Origin of the sequence: Synechocystis sp. PCC 6803 substr. PCC-P, from assembly GCF_000284455.1 — a bacterium.
GTDB lineage: Bacteria > Cyanobacteriota > Cyanobacteriia > Cyanobacteriales > Microcystaceae > Synechocystis.
Genome location: NC_017039.1, coordinates 294,967 through 316,985, shown reverse-complemented (window position 1 = coordinate 316,985; position 22,019 = coordinate 294,967). Strand labels below are relative to the sequence as shown.

Annotated in this window: 19 protein-coding genes; 10 read left to right on the top strand and 9 right to left on the bottom strand. The window is 47.8% G+C overall.

Annotated elements, in window-relative coordinates:
- Positions 1-81: 81 nt before the first annotated feature.
- The 4 genes from hemF (at position 82) to SYNPCCP_RS01465 (ending at position 3,281) form a co-directional block, all read left to right on the top strand.
- Positions 82-1,104, top strand: a complete 1,023-nt coding sequence (gene hemF, locus SYNPCCP_RS01480; RefSeq protein ID WP_010871493.1) for an oxygen-dependent coproporphyrinogen oxidase — start codon at positions 82-84, stop codon at positions 1,102-1,104.
- Positions 1,105-1,201: 97 nt separating this feature from the next.
- Complete coding sequence (locus SYNPCCP_RS01475; RefSeq protein WP_010871492.1) at positions 1,202-1,852, top strand: Uma2 family endonuclease; 651 nt, start codon at positions 1,202-1,204, stop codon at positions 1,850-1,852.
- Between the two features lie 27 nt (positions 1,853-1,879).
- On the top strand, positions 1,880-2,731 hold the full coding sequence (lgt, locus tag SYNPCCP_RS01470; protein WP_010871491.1) for a prolipoprotein diacylglyceryl transferase: 852 nt from the start codon (positions 1,880-1,882) through the stop codon (positions 2,729-2,731).
- Between the two features lie 55 nt (positions 2,732-2,786).
- Positions 2,787-3,281, top strand: coding sequence for a cupin domain-containing protein (locus SYNPCCP_RS01465; protein ID WP_010871490.1), 495 nt, complete (start codon positions 2,787-2,789; stop codon positions 3,279-3,281).
- Here the strand turns inward: SYNPCCP_RS01465 and SYNPCCP_RS01460 are convergent.
- Together SYNPCCP_RS01460 and SYNPCCP_RS01455 are read right to left on the bottom strand one after the other, a co-directional pair.
- Entirely contained in the window at positions 3,271-4,692 is a 1,422-nt protein-coding gene (locus SYNPCCP_RS01460; RefSeq protein ID WP_223211328.1) for a DUF697 domain-containing protein, read from the bottom strand. The genes SYNPCCP_RS01465 and SYNPCCP_RS01460 overlap by 11 nt on opposite strands.
- Positions 4,693-4,814: 122 nt before the next feature.
- Complete coding sequence (locus SYNPCCP_RS01455; RefSeq protein ID WP_010871488.1) at positions 4,815-7,337, bottom strand: EAL domain-containing protein; 2,523 nt, start codon at positions 7,335-7,337, stop codon at positions 4,815-4,817.
- Positions 7,338-7,573: 236 nt separating this feature from the next.
- On the opposite strand from SYNPCCP_RS01455, the gene SYNPCCP_RS01450 reads away from it, so the two are divergent.
- The gene (locus SYNPCCP_RS01450) at positions 7,574-8,872 is read left to right on the top strand and encodes an FAD-binding oxidoreductase (protein WP_223211327.1); all 1,299 of its coding nucleotides are present in this window, start codon (positions 7,574-7,576) and stop codon (positions 8,870-8,872) included.
- 37 nt (positions 8,873-8,909) lie between these two features.
- Here the strand turns inward: SYNPCCP_RS01450 and SYNPCCP_RS01445 are convergent, their stop codons facing one another.
- The 4 genes from SYNPCCP_RS01445 to SYNPCCP_RS01430 all read right to left on the bottom strand — a co-directional run bounded on the left by SYNPCCP_RS01445 (position 8,910) and on the right by SYNPCCP_RS01430 (position 13,562).
- Entirely contained in the window at positions 8,910-10,142 is a 1,233-nt protein-coding gene (locus tag SYNPCCP_RS01445) for an SUMF1/EgtB/PvdO family nonheme iron enzyme (protein ID WP_010871486.1), read from the bottom strand.
- 19 nt (positions 10,143-10,161) lie between these two features.
- A complete protein-coding gene (locus SYNPCCP_RS01440) occupies positions 10,162-11,391 on the bottom strand; it encodes a CO2 hydration protein (RefSeq protein WP_010871485.1) in 1,230 nt (409 codons plus the stop codon).
- Between the two features lie 48 nt (positions 11,392-11,439).
- Positions 11,440-13,047, bottom strand: a complete 1,608-nt coding sequence (hmpF, locus tag SYNPCCP_RS01435) for a pilus motility taxis protein HmpF (protein WP_010871484.1) — start codon at positions 13,045-13,047, stop codon at positions 11,440-11,442.
- Positions 13,048-13,364: 317 nt separating this feature from the next.
- A complete protein-coding gene (locus SYNPCCP_RS01430; protein ID WP_010871483.1) occupies positions 13,365-13,562 on the bottom strand; it encodes a hypothetical protein in 198 nt (65 codons plus the stop codon).
- Between the two features lie 233 nt (positions 13,563-13,795).
- On the opposite strand from SYNPCCP_RS01430, the gene SYNPCCP_RS01425 reads away from it, so the two are divergent.
- Both SYNPCCP_RS01425 and crcB read left to right on the top strand, forming a co-directional pair.
- Entirely contained in the window at positions 13,796-14,200 is a 405-nt protein-coding gene (locus tag SYNPCCP_RS01425; protein WP_010871482.1) for a LapA family protein, read from the top strand.
- Positions 14,197-14,619 carry a fluoride efflux transporter CrcB gene (gene crcB, locus SYNPCCP_RS01420; protein WP_010871481.1) on the top strand — a complete coding sequence of 141 codons (423 nt, stop codon included), beginning with the start codon at positions 14,197-14,199 and terminating at the stop codon, positions 14,617-14,619. Before SYNPCCP_RS01425 ends, crcB begins: the two co-directional genes overlap by 4 nt.
- Before the next feature lie 12 nt (positions 14,620-14,631).
- Here crcB and SYNPCCP_RS01415 read toward each other — a convergent pair whose 3' ends face one another.
- Positions 14,632-15,876 (bottom strand): FAD-dependent hydroxylase, encoded by a 1,245-nt coding sequence (locus SYNPCCP_RS01415; protein WP_010871480.1) that lies wholly within the window; start codon positions 15,874-15,876, stop codon positions 14,632-14,634.
- Between the two features lie 226 nt (positions 15,877-16,102).
- On the bottom strand, positions 16,103-17,464 hold the full coding sequence (locus tag SYNPCCP_RS01410) for a UDP-glucose/GDP-mannose dehydrogenase family protein (protein WP_010871479.1): 1,362 nt from the start codon (positions 17,462-17,464) through the stop codon (positions 16,103-16,105).
- A 564-nt stretch (positions 17,465-18,028) separates the two neighbouring features.
- Here SYNPCCP_RS01410 and SYNPCCP_RS17745 point away from each other — a divergent pair.
- From SYNPCCP_RS17745 to psbU, 3 genes are all read left to right on the top strand, one after another.
- Complete coding sequence (locus SYNPCCP_RS17745; RefSeq protein WP_255345266.1) at positions 18,029-18,160, top strand: hypothetical protein; 132 nt, start codon at positions 18,029-18,031, stop codon at positions 18,158-18,160.
- A 245-nt stretch (positions 18,161-18,405) separates the two neighbouring features.
- Positions 18,406-18,903: an HNH endonuclease gene (locus SYNPCCP_RS01405; protein ID WP_010871478.1), complete on the top strand. Its 498-nt coding sequence runs from the start codon at positions 18,406-18,408 to the stop codon at positions 18,901-18,903.
- A gap of 194 nt (positions 18,904-19,097) precedes the next feature.
- Complete coding sequence (gene psbU, locus SYNPCCP_RS01400) at positions 19,098-19,493, top strand: photosystem II complex extrinsic protein PsbU (RefSeq protein ID WP_010871477.1); 396 nt, start codon at positions 19,098-19,100, stop codon at positions 19,491-19,493.
- A 149-nt stretch (positions 19,494-19,642) separates the two neighbouring features.
- On the opposite strand, the gene SYNPCCP_RS01395 is transcribed toward psbU, so the two are convergent.
- The gene (locus SYNPCCP_RS01395; RefSeq protein ID WP_010871476.1) at positions 19,643-21,910 is read right to left on the bottom strand and encodes an FUSC family protein; all 2,268 of its coding nucleotides are present in this window, start codon (positions 21,908-21,910) and stop codon (positions 19,643-19,645) included.
- Positions 21,911-22,019 lie beyond the last annotated feature (109 nt).

Sequence of the window (22,019 nt, the reverse complement as noted above, 5' to 3'; positions counted from 1 at the left end):
ACCCAAAATTCCCCAAGATTGATTGGCGGACTCTAGGATAATTTCAGATTTTTCATTCATCTTTTTTTAACAATCTCCACCATGACCGTCTCTCCCACAACCCAGCCCCAAACTAATCATTCCTTGCCCCCGGCGGACGCTAAACAGCGGGTCAGCCAATTTATGCAAACTCTTCAAGACGAAATTTGTCAGGGTCTAGAGGCCTTGGATGGCAAGGGCAAATTCCAGGAAGATAGTTGGCAACGGGAAGAAGGGGGCGGTGGCCGTTCCCGGGTGTTGGCGGACGGAGATTTTTTGGAACAGGGCGGAGTCAATTTTTCCGAAGTCTGGGGCAAATCCCTACCTCCTTCAATTTTGAAGCAACGCCCCGAAGCGGAAGGCCACGAATTTTATGCCACGGGCACTTCCATGGTGTTGCACCCAAAAAATCCCTACATTCCCACGGTGCATCTTAATTACCGCTACTTTGAAGCAGGCCCGGTGTGGTGGTTCGGAGGTGGAGCCGATTTAACTCCCTACTATCCCTTTGCTGAAGATGCGGCCCATTTCCATCACACGTTAAAAAATGCCTGTGACCAAACCCATGGGGAATTTTATCCGGTATTTAAACGCTGGTGCGACGAGTATTTTTACCTCAAACATCGCCAGGAAATGCGGGGTATTGGCGGCATCTTTTTTGATTACCAAGATGGCAATGCTCCCCTGTACCGTGGCCCTGACCCCAATGGCCCGGCGGCCCAGTACAGCAACCAATTAGCCCCCATTGAACCCCTGGGTTGGGAGGATTTATTTAGTTTTGCCCAACGCTGTGGTCGGGCCTTTTTACCTGCTTACAGTCCCATTGTGGAAAAACGTCGCAATACTGAATATGGCGATCGCCAACGGCAGTTCCAGTTATATCGCCGGGGTCGGTATGTGGAATTTAACTTGGTCTATGACCGGGGCACCATTTTCGGTTTGCAAACCAATGGCCGCACTGAGTCCATTTTGATGTCTTTACCTCCCTTAGTACGTTGGCAATATTGCTACAGTCCCGAAGCCGGTAGTCCCGAGGCGGAATTAACGGAAAAATTCTTAGTTCCCCAGGACTGGGTTAATAGTTAGTTCTCTCTATTCACTTCTGCCTTAGGCTGGGGATTAATCCTGCTCTTTGGTAGAGGGGCCATAATGGAAACTAGCCATATTGCGAGGAAGAAGAGCCATGTTGCTAGCCCTAGACCGCATCAGTGTGCTTCCCGGCCAGACCTTGGTTTTGCGGGATGTGGATTGGGACGAATTTGAAGCTTTGCTGGAAGAACTCGGTGAACATCGCAGTTCCCGCATTGCTTACTATGGTCAACAACTAGAAATTATGGCTCCCCTGCCTGAACACGAAATTGATAAAGAACTAGTGGGCGACTTAGTCAAAGCTTTGTTAGAGGAGCTAGACATTGAATTTTCCCCCTTGGGTTCAACAACTTTTAAAAATAAGTTTCTCGGTCTGGGTTTAGAGCCAGATAGCTGTTTTTATATTCAAAATGAAGCGAAAGTGCGGGGTTTAAAACGTTGGGATACCACCATTGATCCTCCACCGGATTTAGCTCTCGAAGTGGATCTAACTTCCCGTACCCATTTAGATATTTATGCCCAATTAGGGGTGCCGGAAGTGTGGCGTTTTAAACGCAGACAATTGGAAATTCACTGCCTAGAACAAGGGGAATACCGCCAAAGGGAAGTTAGCTCGATTTTTCCTGATTTTGATCTCAGGGAAATTATTCCCGCCTATCTACAACGCATTGACCAGGAAGGCCGCAACAAAACCATCAAGGCTTTTCGCATTTGGGTAAAATCCCACATTGATGCTAAGAATTAGAGGTTGGCGATCGCCGAAGGAAGATTAATGATTGAGCAAATATTTTTCGGACAATTTCAGTCCCCCGGGCCGGTGATGTTCCAGATAGGGGGTTTTGCCCTGCGTTGGTACGGATTTTTGATTGCCAGTGCTGTCATTATTGGTTTGAATCTCTGTCAATGGTTGGGGCAAAAACGGGGCATTAACCCGGATTTATTCAACGATTTAGTCATTTGGTTAGTGGTGGCGGCCATCCCTTCTGCTCGCCTATATTACGTCGCCTTTGAGTGGCCCCGCTATGCCCAGCATTGGTTAAATATTTTTGCCATTTGGCAAGGGGGCATTGCTATCCATGGGGCCTTGATTGGGGGAACGATCGCCATTCTTGTTTTCAGTCGCTACCATCAGTTATCTTTCTGGAATTTGCTGGATGTACTCACCCCGGCGGTTATTCTCGGCCAGGCGATCGGTCGGTGGGGCAACTTTTTTAACTCCGAAGCTTTTGGTGCCCCCACTAATTTGCCTTGGAAGCTCTATATTCCCTTTGCTAATCGTCCGCTAAATCTGACCAGCTATGCCTATTTCCATCCTACTTTTTTATACGAATCAGTCTGGAACCTAGGAATTTTTGCAATCTTGATAGCCCTATTTTTTTATGGACTAAGAAATCCAGAAAAAATCAAAACTGGGACCATAACCTGTGTTTATTTGATTGGTTATAGCCTCGGTCGAGTGTGGATTGAAGGTTTAAGATTAGATAGTTTGATGCTTGGTCCTCTGAGAATAGCTCAGGTTGTTAGCATCACCCTAGTTTTATTGGGAACAGCGGGAATTGTCTGGTTATATCTTCTGCAGAAAAATTTACCGGACTGGTCGGAGCGAAAATTGGTAAAAAATTAACTTAATTCGGCAAATTAACAGGCTTAATTAAATACTCTAATCTAGGAGAAATTTTATGAAAAAAGAAATTAATTATTGGGTAGAAAAGTTGGAGCTACTCCCCCATCCTGAAGGGGGATTTTATAAGGAAACCTATCGATCGCCAGTAGAGGCAAATTTTGCAGGATTTGACGGCAGTAGAAATGTAGTTACCGGAATTTATTTTTTGATGACCAAGGACAACTTTTCCGCTTTCCACAGGATTAAATCCGATGAAATGTGGCATTTCTATGCCGGTGATAGCTTGGAAATTTACTGGTTTTCTCCCCAGGGAGAGCTGGAGGTGATCAGCCTGGGCTTGGATTTGGAAAAAGGAGAAGTGCCCCAAGCGGTGGTTCTCAAGGATGGTTGGTTTGCTTCTCGGGTTAAAAACGGCGGAGATTATGCCCTAGTGGGTTGCACCGTTGCCCCTGGATTCGATTTTCAGGATTTTGAGTTGGCCAATCGGGAAGATTTGCTCAAGCTCTACCCCCGCTCCGCCGAGATTATTAACCAGTTAACTAGGCAATAGTTGGGGAGGCTGGACTTAATTGTTGTCGGGCTCGCTGGAAAAATCCTTGCAATACGGCCCGACGCTGATTTTGCTCAAAGGTCTGTTTGACCACTGCGGTCAATTTTTGCCAATCCCATTGGGGTTCACTGAGGTCGGGATCTTGACTTTCCAGGAAAGTGATTAAACTCAAACCAGCAATGCGAGTCAAGTAAGCGGCGCTTAATCCTTGGAGGGCACCACCGGCCAAGTAAGTGAGGGGCTGACTTTTTAGCAATGCTCCCAGAGCTTGGGTAGATAGTTCCACCATACCTAATTTGATCAGGATTGTTCCCATCTCTTTGGCGACTGTTTGGGCCTGGGCCAGGGAAATTTTTTGATGGTACAGTTCCCCCAAGTCCCAGACCAGTTGACCATTGATGGCGATCGCCGTCAGCAGATCTAAATTAGCCACGGGATTAAACAAGGCGGTGCCAGCGGCTAACCATTGGGCCTGTTCCACTAGGGGAATGGCTAGGGTGCGGCGATTTTCTCGCCACCGTTGCTCCACCTGTTGGTTAATGGCCTGGCATCGACGCCATTGTTGACCCAAAACCAGGGATTCCCACTGCTCTGTGGCCTGTTGTTGCAGTTGGGACAGCAAATTCCCCAGGTCGGGGGGAGGAGTTTCCTGGTCGATTTCCCATTCTCCATCGGCCAAATAACGACGGATTTGGATCGGTTGGGGGGCGGCGCTAATGGGAATAACCGGGTTGGCGTTACCCAATTGATTCACCTGATGCTGCAATTGATCCCAGAGGATTTGGCGATCGCCGATCGGGTAAATATCCTGCTTATTAAATAACAATTGCCAATGGTGATGGTGGGTTTGCAAAAACTCCAACACCTGCCACTGGGAGCTGGTCAAATCTCCGGTGGCTAGGACTAGGACCCAATGGGCTTCCGTCATTGACTGGGCCATGGTTTCCGGGGGAGTTTCCGCTGCCACCACTTGCCAATTCAAAATTAATGGTTTTTCTCCTTCCCCTGGGGTCAACCGGGACGGCAATAGGTCCAATAAGCTGGTTTTGCCACTGCGTTTTTCCCCTAGGACAATACCGTTTAATGCTTGGGGTGGGGGGGCTGGTTTTTGTAATGCTTGCAGTTCCTGGGCCAAATCTTCCAGAACCAAATCCGGTGCCTGGGCCTGACGGCGGGCCAATAACTTTTCCCCCTGGGCGATCACCTTTTGCAGAACCTCTGGAGTTAACATCTGTTTCTGCTCAGGAGGAGCATGATGACGCCGCCGCCACCGCCAGATAACCAATCCCAGACCGGATAAAGCCCATAAACCCCATTGGTCCCATGGTTGTTCGGCACTGTGGGTGGTGGACCAAAGCCCCAGTAGGACTGACAGGCCAATTCCCCCCATCACGAGGGGCTTTTTAAACACAGTCTTAAACCCCATTGTTAGACCTGGTTGCCCCATTGCATCCCTTCCCTTCAAGCTAATCCAACTAGGCCGAATAACCCAGAAAACTAACCTGGATTTTGGCTAATCCCATCCTACCGGAATCAGGGGAAGAACGGTGGCTTCTGCCCCAGGCTTTCCCATTCCTCCACGGCGATCGCCGGACTGAATAGATAACCTTGGCCATAATCACAGCCTTGGAGACGAAGAAAATTCCACTGTTCTGGGGTTTCAATGCCCTCAGCAATCACTTTTAGCTCTAGATGGTGGGCCATGGCAATAATGGCCCGCACCAACCCCACAGTATTATTATCATGGGGCAACAATTCTACAAAGGAGCGATCAATTTTGAGGGAATTAAAGTTAAATTTACGCAGATAGTTTAACGAACTGTAACCAGTACCAAAATCATCCAGGGAAAGGGCAATATTTTCTTCTTCTAAATCACTTAAATTTTTCAGTAGGTCGCCATTTTCTTCCAGGATTAAATTTTCTGTAATTTCCAGCTCTAACCATTCCGGTCGCACCTGATACCGTTGTAAGAATCCCTGCAAAATAGCAACAAAATAACTATCTTTTAACTGCCGGGGGGAAACATTCACCGACACCCAAAAAGTTTGCTCCCCCAAGGCGCTATGCCAATGGGCTGCCTGGCAACAGACATTATCTAGTAACCATTCCCCCAACTCCACAATCAAACCCACCTCCTCTGCAATGGGAATAAACTGATCCGGCGGCACTGTACCCAGCAGTCGATTATGCCAACGCATCAACGCTTCCGCCCCGACAATTTGCCCCGACTCCAAACTGACAATGGGCTGATATAAAATTTGGAATTCCTGGCGGGATAAACCCTGGCGCAATTCCGACTCTATTGCCATTCTCTGTTGGGCTGCCTGGTTCATATGGGGGGTGAAAAAACGAAACATATTCCGCCCCGCTAGCTTGGCCGCATACATGGCCGTATCCGCATTCCGCAGCAAGACATCAGCATGGAAACCATCGTCGGGAAAAACGGTAATGCCAATGCTGCCATGGACAAAAAATTCCAGACCTTGCAAATTGACCGGCTGCCGCATCACCCTTAATAACCGTTGGGCGATCGCCATTAACTTACGGCTATGGGAAACCTGATCTAAAATGATTAAAAATTCATCCCCCCCCAAGCGAGCAACGGTATCTGTCTGTCGCAAAGCCCGTTGTAATCGTTCCGAAACTTCCACTAGAAGTTGATCCCCCGCATCGTGGCCGAGGGTATCATTCACTTTTTTAAAATTATCCAAATCCAAAAACATTAAACCAAATATATGTTTCTGGCGTAGGGCCGACTCGATGGCTTGTTGGAGCCGATCCTTGGCTAAAATGCGGTTGGGTAAACCGGTTAAATGGTCATAATGGGCTTGGTGAAAAAGAGCCTCCGCTTGTTGTTTTTCCTTGGTAATATCTTCTTTGACTGCTACATAATGGGTGACAATACCCTGCTGATTAGAAATGGGGGAAATGGACGCCCTTTCCCAATATAATTCCCCATTTTTTCTACGGTTATGAAATTCCCCGTGCCAATTACGACCGGAGGCCAAGGTTTTCCACATTAATTCATAATCTTCTTGGGTTTTATTGCCGGATTTTAAAATTCTGGGATTTCTGCCCAGCACTTCTGCTGATTTATAACCAGAAATTTCTTCAAACTTAGGATTGACATAGGTAATATTGCCCTGAACATCGGTAATAACAATGGAAGCAGGACTTTGTTCGCAGGCTTGGGAGAGAATTTTGAGTTGTTTTTCGGCTTTTCTGCGTTCGGTAATATCGCGCATGACAAACAGTAAACAATCTACCCGATTAAATTCCATCGGCTCCCCGGATAGCAACATTGTCCGGACTTGTTTTTCCTGGTCATAGACTTCAATTTCCCGATTTTCAAACTTAACCAGGCCATCTTTTTGCCATAGCAATAAATCCCTTAAAAAACTTTGTCTTTGTTGTTCATCTACCCAAAAGTAAAACTGCTGACGACTCACTCCCACCAATTCCTGTTTGGTCAAGCCAAAAAATTGACAAAATGGCTGATTAACATCCATAATACAGCCGCTATTACGGCCGTAAATAAAAATGGGGTCAGGACTTTGGTTAAAGGCAACGGCAAAGTTGATTTCCGACTGCATTAATGCCGCTTGGGTCCGGGCTGTTTTTTCAATTTGTTCTTCTAATTGTTGATTCTTTTGCAGCAGAGCTTGGTTTGTTTGATGTAACTTGAGTTGTAGTTGTAAACGGGTGATAATTTCCTCTTGCTGAAATGGTTTGTGGATGTAGTCCACTGCCCCCAATTCTAATCCTTTGACAATGCTTTTTTGATCGGTGAGGGCAGAAAGAAAAATGATCGGAATTTCCGCTGTGGCTGGAGCCGCTTTGAGACGACGACAAACTTCAAAGCCATCTATACCGGGCATCATAATATCCAAAACAATTATGTCCGGTTGCACTTGGTTGATCTCAGTAATGGCTGTTAATCCATCCTCCGCTATGAACACTTTCCAGCCTTGTTTTTCCAGAAAACGCTGGAGAATTTTAAGATTCAAAGGGCTATCGTCAATGGCAAAAACTGTGGGGACTTGGGGGGATGACATTGACCTCTCAGGGACGGGATAAAAAGTTTGACCTGTTCAACGGAAGGACGGTGGTAAAGGAGTCTCCCTTACCCCTAGACAAATTCTAGCAACTACCGTCAAGCATTATGCTATTGTCCAAGAATATGGGACCCTCAGTCTTGCCTTAATTTGTTTTAAATTAACCACAAAACTGCGTCAAAATCGACGTTGTAATTGGAGATTTTGGGGGTTGCTATTTGTCTTTATCAATGCCCATGGCTGTTGTTTCCCTACCTTTTTCACCCCAAAACTTTCCCCACAGCTCTAGCTGTTCCGTCCAAGATTTGCCTCCCCACCAACAAATGGCGATCGCCCAGGCTTTAGCTGAGCCGGAACATGCCCCCAGTCATTGGGTGGCCCCAGAAAGTCAGCAAGAGTTGCAATGTTTGCTAAGTGAGTGCGATCGAAATAATTGGCCAGTCATCCCCTGTGGCAACCAAAGTAAATTGGCTTGGGGTGGATTAGCTAAGCCGGTGCAGTTACTGGTTAGCAGTGCTGGCCTGAATAGGATTGTTGACCATGCGGTGGCAGATTTGACCGTGACGGTGGAAGCGGGGGTCAAACTCAAGGATTTACAGGCTATTTTGCAACCCCATCAGCAATTTCTGCCCCTTAATCCCCTCTACCATGACCAGGCAACGGTGGGAGGCATTATGGCCACAGGTTGTGCGGGGCCGTGGCAACAGCGTTACGGTGGGGTGCGAGACCTAGTTTTGGGGTTCTCCTTTGTCCGCTGGGATGGGCAACTGGCCAAAGCCGGCGGTAGGGTGGTCAAAAATGTGGCAGGTTATGACCTGATGAAACTTTTCGTTGGTTCCTACGGCACGTTAGGTTTTATTTCCCAAATTACCTTCCGTCTTTACCCTCTACCTTCCCATTCCCAAACAGTTTTTTTAACTGGTGATACCAACCAACTAGCCAAACTCAGCCAAGCCCTGCGGCGATCGGGACTGGCACCCACCGCGGCCCTAATCTGTTCCCCGGCTCTAGTTCAAGCATTAAACCTTGGGGAAGAATTGGGCTTACTCGTCCGTTTCCAAAACCTAGAGCCGGTGGTGCAGGCCCAGATTGATGAGGTAAAAAAACTCGCCCAAACTTTGACCTTGGCCAGCCAGTCCTTTGACAATCAAGCAGAGAGCGAACTTTGGCAACGGTGGGAAAATGCCATGGCCGGGCAGGGTACTACGGAAACCATACTCTGTAAGTTTGGTCTTTTACCCGCTAAGGCAGCGGATTTTCTGCAACAGTTACCAGGGTTGGGACATGTACAATTGGGCAATGGCATTGGTTGGGTACGTTTTGGCCAACTGGACCGGGAAAAGTTGAACCAGCAAAGGCAAATTTGTCAGAATTATGGTGGTTATGTAACGGTGTTAGAAGCGTCTCCGGAATGTAAAAAACACTGGGACGTTTGGGGCCAGAGTGGCCATGGTTTGGCTATGATGGGCCGTCTAAAAAATCAGTTCGACCCCCACAATACTTTTAGTCCTGGGCGCTTTGTAGGTGGTTTTTAGCAGTAAAAAAATAGTTTGATGACATTTCTGCTGAAGCTTAACTGGCACAACGAAAACCGACCAAAACTTGTCTAGTCCAAGGATGGTACCAATTGCGAAAGCTGGCCCTTAAGCCCCAACTACGGGTGGCCCAACTGCCGCCCCGCATCACCCGATGTTCCCCATCAAAATAGGCTTGGGAGTAACCCCGATAGGGATAGGGTTGAAAATTGTCGTAGGGCTCGAAAGTAGAAGCTGTCCATTCCCATACGTTGCCCAACAGGTCATAACAGCCCCCTTGATTACGACCCTGGTCATAATAATGGACAGGGGTTGTGCGCCCACGGTGATTATTAAAGTTACATTGCTCTTTGGTTGGCAAAGTTTCCTCCCAGGGATAGGTGCTGGAGTTATGCTGACCAGACCAACGGGCGGCCCTTTCCCATTCCTGCTCTGTGGGTAAACGTTTACCCACAAAATTGGCATAAGCTTCCGCTTCGTAGGCACTGACTCCGTAGACGGGATGGTTCTGGGTATTACTTTCGGGGTGCCAATAAAGCGGTGCTGTGACGTTCGCCATCGATCGCCATTGCCAACCGGCTTCTGTCCAGTATTTACTTTGTTGATAACCACCAGCATCGATAAATTGTTGGTATTGGGCCTGGGTAACTGGGTATTTATCTAGCCAGAACTGTTCTACTTCGACCCAATGGACGGGGCGTTCGTTGTCCTGGGCCCATATTTGCTCACTGCCTTGGTAAAAACCTCCAGCGGGAATAGGCACCATGGTTGCCTCCAGCACTGGTTCTGGGCATTCGTCCCCAGGGATTTGGCTATTAACCCCTAAATCAATTCCGGCTAAATGACTTAAAAAACTAATGGTTTCACTATGTTGGACTTCGTGTTGTAGGAGCCACCACCTTAACCTTGCTTGGGCTCGGTCCCAGGATCGATCAGTCGATCCCCAGACCTGCTTCACAGAGGCCCTAACTTCCCCTAAATATTGCTCAATAACTCCACGGCTAGGTAATGCACAGCGTTCCGATTTCGATAAACCATCGGCTCGGAACAATTTTTGGTAAGACGGGGTATGAAATTTTTTCCGCTCCTGCTCCGGCAATAGCCAAAGGGCTTCGGTAAAGGCAATGTGACCAAAGTGCCAATCAATGGGGCTGAAATCTGGGTGCCATTGGCGATCGCCTAGGGTTGGGGGAATGCGGTGCAACAGGCGGAGAGTTTCTGTGCGACACCGCTCCATTGCTTGGTCAATAGTTTCAAGATTTTCAACCACAGTGCTGATGGAGAGCCGGCTAATCGGCCATGGTTGAGGGTTGGTTAATAATCTCCACCCGGGAAGTGAGAAAACGATTCATCCAACTTTCCAGGTAAGCTCGGTTAGTCTCCTGTTCCTGGGGATTATCGGTCTCCAGGGGATAGGGTGCTAAACCACGAATGGCCGCGGTGGTGACACAAAACATTGATTTTTGAAAACTTTCACAAATTTGCACCAGTAAATCCCCTTCCTGCCGTAGGGATGCCTGATAAACCCGTCGGAGATAGTCCGGCAAAAAGTGGCGCATATCCTGCATTAGCAAGGTGGGGGGAATGCCAGCTCCACCAACGGGGAGGGGATCGGCATAGAGGGCCCCATAGGTAAACAGGCTTTGGTCAGGGGGAATCTGTCCCGCTTGGGCATTGTAGGAAATGGTGCCAGGGAAAGGAGTACCCCGGAAAAACACCGCCTCCACGTAGGGCACTGCGGTTTCCATCAAAAAAGCTAAATTGGCACTGGGGGGCAAAACATCGTAGGTAGTTCCCCCCAACTCCACCCGGTAAATAATGGGGCGGGCGGCATCGGCCACTAGGCCGTCTTGGATATGTTGCACCACATCAGGAATGGTTTTGATTTCTCCCCGGTCATGGCGGTCAGATAAATTCAAAAACATATCCGCCATCACCCGCCAGAATTGACCCAAGGCGGAATAATAGGCCATCATTCGCATTTGTTCCGGCAAAAATTCGGGAAAAATCTGGTTAAGTAATTGCAAAAAAGGATTGCCTTTGATTTTCGCTTTAATTAACTTTTTAACATTGGCTTTAAACTCGGCACTGTCTAGATATTCATCCAATTTTCCCCCTCCATGCCACATCATTGCCTTCATGCAATATTCTGCATACTCGTAGTTAATGCGATTGTGCCACCAATGTTTCAATAGGCGATCGCCATTGACATTACCGTTGAAATATTTAAAAAAGGGAAATAACTTCAGATACTGGGTATGGGCAATGTGTTGCAGATTGATGGAATAGGCATCGAGGATCACACCATAGCTTTTGAGGATGCCCACCACTTCCAGCGTGTTAGCCGGGGAATCCACCAACAGGGCCTGCCCCGCCTCTAGATTTTGAATATATCCTCTGAGGGGATGACGGGACGGGGCGAGGGAGGTTTGGGTCATAACTTCAGAACTATGGTTTCGATACAAAAGCCCATAATAGAGGCCATTATCCCAGCAATCCAGGCCAGAATGCCAGGGCACAAGGAAATTTCTTCAGCCCCAATCGATGGAAGTCGGCAACCAACCCAACTAACCGCCAAACAATAGGGTCTGCATTTCCTGCAACCGGGGTTTCATTACATCCAACTGATCCTGCAGAGGTTGCAAAGCTGCCCTCAACAAACGACCCTGGGCTTCTAGCGCCGCTGTCTGTTTCTGTAAATCTTCCACTTCCCGACGGTTTTGCTCAAAATTAGTCTTTTTCGCCTGGTACTGCTGGTCGAGACTAGCAATCATGGTTTCAATTTCTGCCAAACCCTGCCTAGTGGACTGCAAATTTTGTTCCAGCTTATTTTTTTCCTCCTGGAGTTTATGCTTGCGCCCCTCCAATTGTTGGATAACCGGATCCAAATCAATGTTGGGAATACTGTCGTCAATTTCCACAATGCCCTGGCGACGACGAAGAATTTTGAGATGTTGCAACAACACTTCCTGGCGCTCCTTGAGGTTGCGGCGCTGCCCAATCAGGGTTTCGTCCAGCATGCGCTTCCTTTCCTGCTCTTCGTTTAACTCCTCCTCAATGGTGAGACGACTATACTCATCGGCGGCTTCTAGGCGGGCTTGGATAGCTTCCACTTCTTCGCATTGCAGAGTTAACTCTTCCTCTTGATCGTTAACAAAGCGGGCTAATTTTTGCATATCAGTTTGCAATGCTTTAACGGTTTCCTCCAGTTCCCCCAGGGGCAATTGTTCCAGATGTTGCACATCAATTTGATGGTCTTTATCGACACTCATTGCGCCGGTGGCCAATCGATAGAGATTGGTTTGTAAGCTTTCAGCGGCCGCAATTTCAGCTTTCAATTGGGTCAGGAGCTTTTGGCCATTAACCACCCCCTCCTGTTCCACTGTTAGTTGAACTTTCGCTTTAGCTAATTCTTGGGCGATGGCATCCAATTCCTGCCCATGGATGACCAATAATTCCTGTTTTTGCTGAATTAATGCTTGGTTCCGTCCCAACTCCTGTTCTGCACTGGTAACCATCTGCCAATGGTCATTAAAGATCTGTTGTTGTTGGTCGGTGCTTTGCTGGGCATTGGCTGCGGCCGTAAATAGGGCGGGGATAGCTTCCGGGTAAGCTCCTAACCGGTGGAGTATGCCCTGTAACACTTCCCGATTTTCAGCACTATTTTCCAGCAAACTGCCAAACTGCTGTTGGAGTTCGGTCAATTGTTCTCTTTCCCCTTCTAACCTTTGTCGGGCCTGCTCCACCTCATATCTTTGCTGTTCCACCTGGGCAAGCTGATTGGCTCGGTCTTCAACCTCCGACTCCTTCGCTTCAATTTCCATTTCTCGCTGGCTCAGTTCTTGGAACTGAAAAGTGAGGGATTCTCGCCAACGTTCAATTTCGCTCTGTTGTTCCTTGAGTTTTTCCGAGAGGCGGGACAGTTTTTGCAACTGCCGCACTAACTCTGGCGCCGCTACTTCTGGAGTCCCTTGTAGGGAGCGACTATTACTCAGGTTTAGGATCCATAGGGTTCCCTCCCTGGCTTCTCCCATGTCGTCGGTTTGGAAGTTTTCTTCGTTAGGCAGGGCACTCCAGGTCTGATCACTGTGCTGACAGGCCAGAAGTTTTAACTCGGTTTTGTAACCGCCTAAAAAGTTTTTGGTTTGTTTCTTAATTTCAGCCAGATAGAGCACAAGTCGTTGTCCTGAGCAGTGGAGACGATTTTGTCGGGAAAGTTCTCGCTTTATTTTAATCTTAAGCCCGCCGATGGGCAGGACCGCGGGAATTTTTTTAGCTTACCCCTGGAGTAATTAGAGGAAAATCTGACCAAACTGCTTCTATTTTGCCTCCACACTGGCAAAAATTGTCAAAAAAAAAGGAGGTGAAGGAGATTTTCCCTCGCCTGCCCTTAGTAATAAGTGGTAGAAGACTAAGCTAATGGTCCGCTAGCTAGGATTAATTACCGGTTTATTAGTCAACCAGTGTCCTTAACCAACGGACAATTGTCTGCTTAGTCCCTACAGTCATCGTCCCTGTCACCGGGGCATTTGCCGTTATAAACAACGGTATGTTCCTCGAGACTAGAAAAAGCCGCTGTGGCCGCCGTTTCCAGGCCAATGATCATCACTAGGGCGATCGCCAAGGGGCCGGCCCAAGAGCGCAGCGCCCGACGGACAGAATTGTGGGGTTTGGGATGCTGTAATTTCATCAGCTTCTCTCCTTGACACGTCCTAACACACCGAGACCAAATTAGAGCTTTGACTGCTCTACTACCACCATAGGGCTCTCTTCAGGGCATGTCAGTCCCATCTTTGGGGGGATGAACATGGAAAAAAGTGGAATAGGGCAAGTCCACTGGTGTTGTTTTTTATTACTCTTGCTGCCACCGTTGTCGCCGTGGCTGACGGCCAACTATTTTAACCGTAATCCTCATAATCCAGAATGCTCGATTTTTTCTGCAGTGGCAAGGGTTGGTGGTTTCAGCTTGGGGGTAATGGGAACGGCTTGGGCTGGCTTTTGAGCTATCCTTGGGGAGTGGAGCCGACCGCAGAGGGGAGTTTTCGTTGGATGCTACGTCGCATGAGTCAATTGGCGATCGCCATGGTTTTAGCTTTGGGGTTAATATCCCTGGCATTATTGACTATCCAAAATGTCACCCCTGTGGCCCTGAGTTTTTTGACATTGCAGTCTATTGAGATGCCGGTGGGTCTGCTGTTGGTATTTTCCTTGGCCGGGGGACTGGTGGTAGGTAGTTTGTTGGCCCCGTTACCCGGTGGTAATCGTCGGCGGGGAGTCCCTTCCCAACAACAATTAGACCGGGAATTCGATTTTGACGATCTTGTATGAATCCTTTATTGCAATGGTTGGGGGCCATGCCAGCTTCTCTCAGGTCGCCATTGGCAATTATTTTAGGAGCCATACCGGGGGCGTTGGCCCGCTACTATGCCACTATTTTTCTGGCCGGGCTTTTTGGTAACGATTTACCCTATGCCACTTTTTTAATTAATTTTTCCGGTTGTGTGGGTATGGGTCTGGTGGTGACATTGGCGACCCAACCGGCCTTGATGTCTCCGGATTTAAGGTTGCTTTTAGCAGTGGGATTTTTGGGTTCTTACACCACCTTTTCCACCTATGCCTTGGAAGTGACTTCCCTCTGGCGTATGGGACAGTTGGGCCAGGGAGTGCTCTACGGTTTAGGGAGTTTAGGAATCGGGACGATCGGTGTATTGCTGGGGAGTTTGATTGCCCGTCGCCTCACTATCTAGGAATACCTAGAGCTACTGACTCACTAAGGATTGCCCTGTGGCCAATTGGGGTTTCCGACCGAGCAAACCGGTCATCAAACGGAGGGCCAGCTTTTTCGCTGGAGGCACTAGGCGCAATACCTCTAGGCCAAACCTTCTCAAGGCGATCGCCGGCAGCCAATGACTGGAAAAGAAACGATCTAGCAGGTCAGTGAAGCCCAAAATGAGCCAATTTTCTGGTTTACGCCAATGTTCATAACGTTTCAGCACTGCTAGGGAACCCCAATCTTCCCCTTGGCTGTGGGCCGTGGCAATAACCTGGGCCAGGGCGGCTCCGTCCCGAATGCCCAAATTTAAACCCTGACCCCCCACCGGATGGCAACAGTGGGCCGCATCCCCCACTAATGCCAAGCGGGGTTGCACATAACAATCGCTCTGCATTAGTTGCACCGGAAATAAACGGCGGGCATTAATTAAATGAAATTCCCCTAGGCGATCGCCAATGCGTTGGCGCAGTTCTGTAATAAAATCCGCTTCCGGTAGATTCACTAGGGTATGGGCCTTATGGTGGGGCATGGTCCAGACAATCTGGGCTCGATCGCCGGGTAGGGGCAAAATCCCCATGGGACCAGTGTCACAAAAACGCTCAAAGGCAGTGGTATTGTCAGGGGCTTGATGCTGGATGGTGAAAGCCACACAGGATTGCCAATATTTCCACCCCTTGGTTTGAATCCCCGCCAGGGAACGGGTGTGGGAACGGGCTCCATCCGCCGCCACCAACAATTTGGTTTGTAGGGTAATTTCTCTGCCTTCCTGTTGTAGGGTGACCTGTTTGTGGTTCTCTCCCGCCGTAAAACTGATCAACTCAGCGGGACGAAACCAGGCAATGCGGGGACATTGCTCTACACAATTTTCCAGCGCCTGCAGAATGACTGGATGCTCCGCCACATGGCCCAGGGCCAGTTCGTCCACATCTTCCTTGGCAAAGGGAACGGTACCCCGATAGTCATTATCGGAAATTTGGATGCGTTCGAAATGACCGATGGAGTCCTTAATATTTTCCCAGACCCCCAGTCCCGCTAAGATTTTGCCCGACAGCAGGGAAATGGCATAGGCCTGGGGCTTAGTTAGGGCCTGTTCCTTCGGTAAAGCTTCGATAATGGCAATTTTCAGCCCCGTATGACGCAAACCCGCCGCTAGTACCAGCCCCACAACGCCTCCCCCGGCGATCGCCACATCGAATTGGTTATCAGTTATGGAAGCGGCTACAAAGGTCATAGGAAAAACAATGGGACAATTTTTATGCCGTCGTCAGTGATGGTGAAACACGCCCAGGGTAAGGCATTTATCCCTATGGTTGACAACGATGATTGTATCTAATTGTAACGTTGTTTATTTCTACTGTCCGTGGGAGATAGGGGGGGAATTGAAGTTGGGCAAGATTGTCACTAGGACTTATCTGGCGGTGTTTAATTCCCCATCAACTTTTGAGCTGAATATGGCCCTAACTACGACCAACCCCTAGGTAACGGAATCCTGCCCCTTGCAATTTTTCCTTGTCGAGGAAATTACGACCATCAATGATCACAGCCTGATGCATACGGCTGGCCAGGACAGGAAAATCTAGCTTTAAAAATTCCTGCCATTCCGTCACCAAAATTAACGCATCACACTGGTCCGCCAACATAGCCGGGGTCGACTCAATTTTTACCCCCGATAAACCATGGCTTACCCCAGACTGGGAAACAATCGGATCATAGGCTTTCACCTTGGCTCCCAAACGATTTAGTTGTTGAATTATGTTCAGGGCTGGAGCATCCCGCATATCATCCGTATCCGGCTTAAAAGTCAATCCCAACAGGCCAATCACCTTACCTTTAAGGATTTTTAACTCCTGCTGTAGTTTTTCCACCACAATCAGCCGTTGTACCTGGTTTACCTCCACTACGGCATTCAAAATTGAAGTGGTGTAACCATAGTCCTTCGCAGTGTGGATCAACGCAGACACATCCTTCGGAAAACAGGAACCTCCCCAACCAATGCCCGCATTAAGAAATTTACTACCGATACGGGAATCCAAGCCAATGCCCTGGGCCACCTGGGTCACATCCGCCCCTACCCGGTCACAGATATTGGCCACCTCGTTAATAAAACTAATTTTGGTAGCCAAAAAAGCATTGGCCGCATACTTAATCATTTCCGCCGAACTAAGGTCCGTCATCACCACCGGCACCGGCGGCAGCTCAGGATTTTCCCCCACCCGCCTTTCAATTAAGGGCGTGTAAAGTTCCCGCATTAAAGCCAAGGCCTGGGGATTATTGCCCCCCAACACAATTCTGTCCGGGTTAAACGTATCGTAAACCGCCGACCCTTCTCGCAAAAATTCTGGGTTACTAACCACGTCAAAGTTAACGGCGATCGCCTGACCCGTTTGTTGTTGATGGGCTTCATTGCCTTCGGTGACAATCATCCGCACCCAATCCCCGGAACCAATGGGCACAGTTGATTTATTGACAATCACCCGATACTGTTCATCGAGATGCTCACCAATACTGCGGGCCACCGCCTCCACATAACGGGTATCACTGGAACCATCCTCCAAGGCGGGAGTACCCACTGCAATGAAAAGAATTGCACTCTCCTGGACTCCCTTGCCCAAATCCGTAGTGAATACTAGACGACCGCTTTCCATATTGGCCACCATCAACTCCGACAGCCCGGGTTCATAGATGGGGGATTGCCCTGCCCGCATGAGCTTGACTTTTTCCTCGTTGTTATCAACACAAATTACTTGATGGCCAATATGGGCCAGGCAAACGCCAGTGACTAAACCCACATATCCCGTTCCGATAACACAAACACGCATTGATTAGTTCTATGGAATGAATTGTTGATCAATTGCCCAAGCTGAGCTGGTCGACCGGAGGCCGGAAAATAAGCCTAAGCCTAGGGGATACCTCTCCCCCCTGTCAATCGACTTTGCCAGACTTTAGCTTGGCCAGTCTCAACATTTCTCAATCTAGTTAGTAGTGAATACATGATCTAAAAATCCGGGCAGTTAAGACAAAAATTTCAACCTAGGTCAAACAAAATTGTGTTTGTCAGAAAACCATAAGGGAACTGTGGTAAATGCCTGAGGAGATATGCCCAGTGGGCAAAAAATAAATTGAGCAGTAAAAAGTTGCCCTGGAGTCTGGTCTAAAAAATTTGCCCAATTTGACAATATATTAAGAAATCCTCATCTAACCTGTTTTTCATTGGATAATTAAAACAAGAGGAAAGATCAGGGGGCAGGAAAATAAATTACCTAATACCTAGTCCTGGTTGATAAAACCAGAGGCAGAAAACCTCCCCGTTTTCTCAAACTTGCCCAAAAGACAACTGTTGAGTTTCCCCCATTGGGACGGAGGTTATGATGAAATTACTTGAGATGCTACAGGACCTTATGCAATATTTCACCGAAGCATTTGCCAGGGTTTTTGGCCCTTCGGATGATGAATATCCCGCTGTTGGTGTTCAACCCTTTGACGGTGAGATTTTAGTAAACAGTACTGAAGAATAGTCGATGGTTTCCTCCGTCCATATTCCCTAATGCCTAGCTCTGGCTATTTTGTCCCCCCTGACTCAATGCTGTTGGGGGGTTCACCTATGGTGGATTATGGCAAAACCAACCGCCAGGGACACTCGCCTATTTTTCCAGGGAGTTAGTAGCAGAATCGAAAAAAGTTCTAACTGAGCAACAGCCCTCTGAATCCCAAAAGCTGATTGTGCTAGCATCTAGGGAAAAAAATTCAGCGATGGCAGACCATGGCTAAGGTTTTAGTCCTCAACGCTTCCTATGAACCTTTAAACATTACCCATTGGCAACGGGCGGTGGTGTTACTGCTGAAAGATAAGGCCGAAGCTTTGGAAAATAATGGCAAGCTGATCTACGCCAATTTTCCCCTCCCGTCGGTGATTCGCCTGCGGCAGTATATCAAGGTTCCTTACAAGGAAATCCCCCTTACTCGCCGCAACGTACTGGAGCGCGATCGCCACACCTGTCAGTATTGCAATTACAAAGGTGAACAACTCACCCTAGACCACGTTATTCCCCGTTCCCGGGGTGGGGGAGACAGTTGGGAAAATCTGGTCACTGCCTGTGTGCGTTGCAACATCAAGAAGGGTAATCGTACCCCTAGGGAAGCACAAATGTCCCTAAATTATACCCCCCGGCGTCCCTACAGCAGTTTGCTGTTTGAAATTATTAAACATACTCGCAATGACCGCAACCATGAATGGCGAAAATATGTAATTGGTATTTAATCTCTCCAACGGTTAAACCAACCGCAAACCTAATAAGTATAATTACTCAGTCAATCCAGGGAAGATGGTCAGCCGTGCCCCAAGAATATACAATCTATTGTAATTAGCGCTGGTTTGACCTCCCAAAATCGGCGCAGTCGGCATAATTTTCTTAGATAGTAACAATTCATTGCCTTGGTTATAGGAGACAATTCATGAAATTTATTTCCCGCCTACTGGTTGCGTGTAGCTTATTGATCGGACTGATGGGTTTTCTGGGAGCGGATTTGGCCCAAGCTCTCACTCCCAATCCTATATTGGCTGAACTAAACGCTGTGGATGCTAAATTGACCACGGATTTTGGTCAAAAGATTGATTTAAATAATAGTGATATTCGGGATTTTCGTGGTCTGCGGGGCTTTTATCCCAATTTGGCCAGTGAAATCATTAAAAATGCCCCCTACGACACCGTAGAGGAAGTTTTGGACATTCCTGGTTTGAGTGAAACCCAAAAAAGCCGCTTGGAAGCCAATTTGGGTAGCTTCACCGTCACCGAACCAAGCATTGAGCTAACTTCTGGCGATGACCGTATTAATCCAGGAGTTTACTAAAACTCCCACTGATTGCGGTCTAGCCATTATTCATTGTCTAGATAGGGCAATTATTGACTTCCCCAATTCCATAAATATCCACACCGCTCTGAACTTTGCCTTGTTTGGGGTGGTTTTTTGTTGTTGCCTCATTTCCTCATTTACATTGCTCAACTGGGCTGACTTTTGAGTTTGATTCCATTGGCCAGTTGGGGGCTATCGGTAAATCTGGCGATCGCCGAGTGGATAGTTTCCAGGCGTTGGTAAATTTGTTGGCATTCCTCCACCACCAAATTAAAATCGTCCAAATAACGGCGGGTGGGAGTAAAGTCTTGTTTTTGATTAATTTCCGTAATTCTTTGGGCTTGATAACTCTGGTGATATTCCCGGATTTCTTTAATGGTGGTGGCCATGGGGGGCAAAGCCGCTGGTGATGATTGGTGCTCCAGGGAAAAGCGTAAATTTTCCAAACTTTGTTGTACTTGCTCGGTAAATAACTTAATGGGGGGCGGGGGATTACTGCCGGAGCTATTTTCCAAATGACTGATCAAAACCCGAAAACCCCTACTTAAGCGGGCTAGATAATTGGTCATGGTCAAGGCTGGCTCTTGTTTTTCCAGGGGAGTGCTGGGGTCACTGAGTAAGCGATCCAGGGCAATCTGCATGGCGGTGGCTGCTAACCGAGTTTCATTGCGTACCCTTTCTGCTTCTTTTTTGTTAATTGACTCTTTTCCCAGTAGGGCGGGGATTAATTGCTGAAAATATTGCTCCAGATTAGTTAGCATTCTGACACTGGCCTGGGTGAAGCGTAAATTTTCCGATTGCCGCAGAAAACTAAAGGCTAAACCTAGGGCAATGGCGCTGCCAATGAGGGTACAAACCAGGCGGGAAAGGAGGGCATATTCCGTGGGCACCGACGGATCAATGGCCTTAAGAATTAAAGCAAAAGCTGTGATAAAAAAGACCGCCACACTGTAGTGAAATCTCAACAGGGCCATCCCCATGGCGATCGCCAAAATTCCCAGCCAACTGAGCAATTGGGGGTCTTGAATGAGCTTGAGGGCAATGGACATTACTAATACCCCTAAAAAAGTGCCTAAAAGACGATTGGATAACCTTTGAAAAGTTAAACTAAAATCCGGCTTGAGCACAAAAATTAGCGTTATAACAATCCAAAAACCGTAGGGAATTTGAGTTAGATGGGCAATTGTTGCCCCCACCATACCCCCCAATGCCATGCGCAAACCATGGCGTAACAAAGGCGAGTTAAGGTGAAAATTACTCCCTAGGGGGTCCCACCAAGGCATAAGCCTAACTTTATTTAGTTTTCCTTGATCATTGGAATTATTATCGGAAAAAAGTTGGGGATTTTGTAAAAGTTCCGCGGTTTGAATGGTTTGCTCTAATTGTTTGATCAGGTTTTCTAAATGGTTAACCAATTGGGTTACGGTGGTTAAACTGTTGTAGTCGTTAAAATCCTCTGTGAGAGCCTGCCGTTGTAATTTTTTTTGCTGTTGCAATGCTTGCACTAATAGTTGCAAACGGTTAGTGTTAGGAATGCGTCTTTTGCCTAGCACCATTTGTCCTAAATCTAAGCAAACTTCCCCCAGAGCATTAAACGCATCTTCCATTAGGATTTCCACTGTTTGTAATTGGGGTAGATTGTGGAAATTAACAATTTCATTGAGCAACATTAGGCATTTATTTAATCTTTCCGTATGCTCGATTAAAACTAATAATAATTCCCTTAATTTACTTTGTCCCCATAATCCTCGCTGGCTGGCCACCAGAGTTTGCCGAGATTTAAGCAAGTTTTGACGCAGTTTGACCACCAATTGCTGAGCTTGGGGGTCATCGGGACTAAAGTTAGCGGCGGCCATGGCCCGGAGATAATTGCCTAAAATGCTGTAATTGTTGGCAACCATTTGCCGCAAAGGTTGATTGGGACGGAAGGGCCAAATGAAAATAGCTAATATCAAGCTCCACATTCCCCCGATCGCCAGGGAGGTAAATTCAAAGGAATCGGTACTGACATTTTGGGCACCGAGGAGAAAAGCAAAGGTGGTGACAATGCCCACCATGGCTCCCTGCTCCCCATAAACCGCTAGATAACCGCTAGCAAATAAAACGAAGCCCGTTATTGCTAGCCCTAAACCCCAACCATCGGGCACTATAGTTCCCACTGCCATGGCGATCGCCGCCCCGACCCAGGCCCCGAAAATAGTCTTCAAACGGACGGAATATAGTCCCCCCATGTCCGCTAATAAAATTAATTGGGAAGCTAAACCAACGCCCAAACCTAGTTGGGGATTTCCCAGGGCCATGCCCCCCAGATAGGGGACTGCCATGCCGCAAAAAGTACGAATGCCCCTACCCCAATCAATAGTCCCATTGGTACGGGTTAAAAAAGCAAGGCGTTGGCGGAGCTTAGCCAGCATCAGTTAAAAGTAGGTTAAGGATTGAGGACAATTTTAAGAATTCTCACAAAGAAGTTTTGCTGATTCGATTTGCTTCTACAAATAAAACAGAACTATATCGGCAAGGAAA

What these genes read in the sequence shown, in the direction of transcription:
- psbU (WP_010871477.1), top strand. Translation starts at nt 19,098, where the DNA reads ATGAAATTTATTTCCCGCCTACTGGTTGCGTGTAGCTTATTGATCGGA.
- SYNPCCP_RS01465 (WP_010871490.1), top strand. Translation starts at nt 2,787, where the DNA reads ATGAAAAAAGAAATTAATTATTGGGTAGAAAAGTTGGAGCTACTCCCC.
- lgt (WP_010871491.1), top strand. Translation starts at nt 1,880, where the DNA reads ATGATTGAGCAAATATTTTTCGGACAATTTCAGTCCCCCGGGCCGGTG.
- SYNPCCP_RS01415 (WP_010871480.1), bottom strand. Translation starts at nt 15,876, where the DNA reads ATGACCTTTGTAGCCGCTTCCATAACTGATAACCAATTCGATGTGGCG.
- SYNPCCP_RS01425 (WP_010871482.1), top strand. Translation starts at nt 13,796, where the DNA reads ATGCTCGATTTTTTCTGCAGTGGCAAGGGTTGGTGGTTTCAGCTTGGG.
- SYNPCCP_RS01455 (WP_010871488.1), bottom strand. Translation starts at nt 7,337, where the DNA reads ATGTCATCCCCCCAAGTCCCCACAGTTTTTGCCATTGACGATAGCCCT.
- SYNPCCP_RS01410 (WP_010871479.1), bottom strand. Translation starts at nt 17,464, where the DNA reads ATGCGTGTTTGTGTTATCGGAACGGGATATGTGGGTTTAGTCACTGGC.
- SYNPCCP_RS01395 (WP_010871476.1), bottom strand. Translation starts at nt 21,910, where the DNA reads ATGCTGGCTAAGCTCCGCCAACGCCTTGCTTTTTTAACCCGTACCAAT.
- SYNPCCP_RS01475 (WP_010871492.1), top strand. Translation starts at nt 1,202, where the DNA reads ATGTTGCTAGCCCTAGACCGCATCAGTGTGCTTCCCGGCCAGACCTTG.
- SYNPCCP_RS01405 (WP_010871478.1), top strand. Translation starts at nt 18,406, where the DNA reads ATGGCTAAGGTTTTAGTCCTCAACGCTTCCTATGAACCTTTAAACATT.
- hemF (WP_010871493.1), top strand. Translation starts at nt 82, where the DNA reads ATGACCGTCTCTCCCACAACCCAGCCCCAAACTAATCATTCCTTGCCC.
- SYNPCCP_RS17745 (WP_255345266.1), top strand. Translation starts at nt 18,029, where the DNA reads ATGCTACAGGACCTTATGCAATATTTCACCGAAGCATTTGCCAGGGTT.
- SYNPCCP_RS01450 (WP_223211327.1), top strand. Translation starts at nt 7,574, where the DNA reads ATGGCTGTTGTTTCCCTACCTTTTTCACCCCAAAACTTTCCCCACAGC.
- crcB (WP_010871481.1), top strand. Translation starts at nt 14,197, where the DNA reads ATGAATCCTTTATTGCAATGGTTGGGGGCCATGCCAGCTTCTCTCAGG.
- SYNPCCP_RS01430 (WP_010871483.1), bottom strand. Translation starts at nt 13,562, where the DNA reads ATGAAATTACAGCATCCCAAACCCCACAATTCTGTCCGTCGGGCGCTG.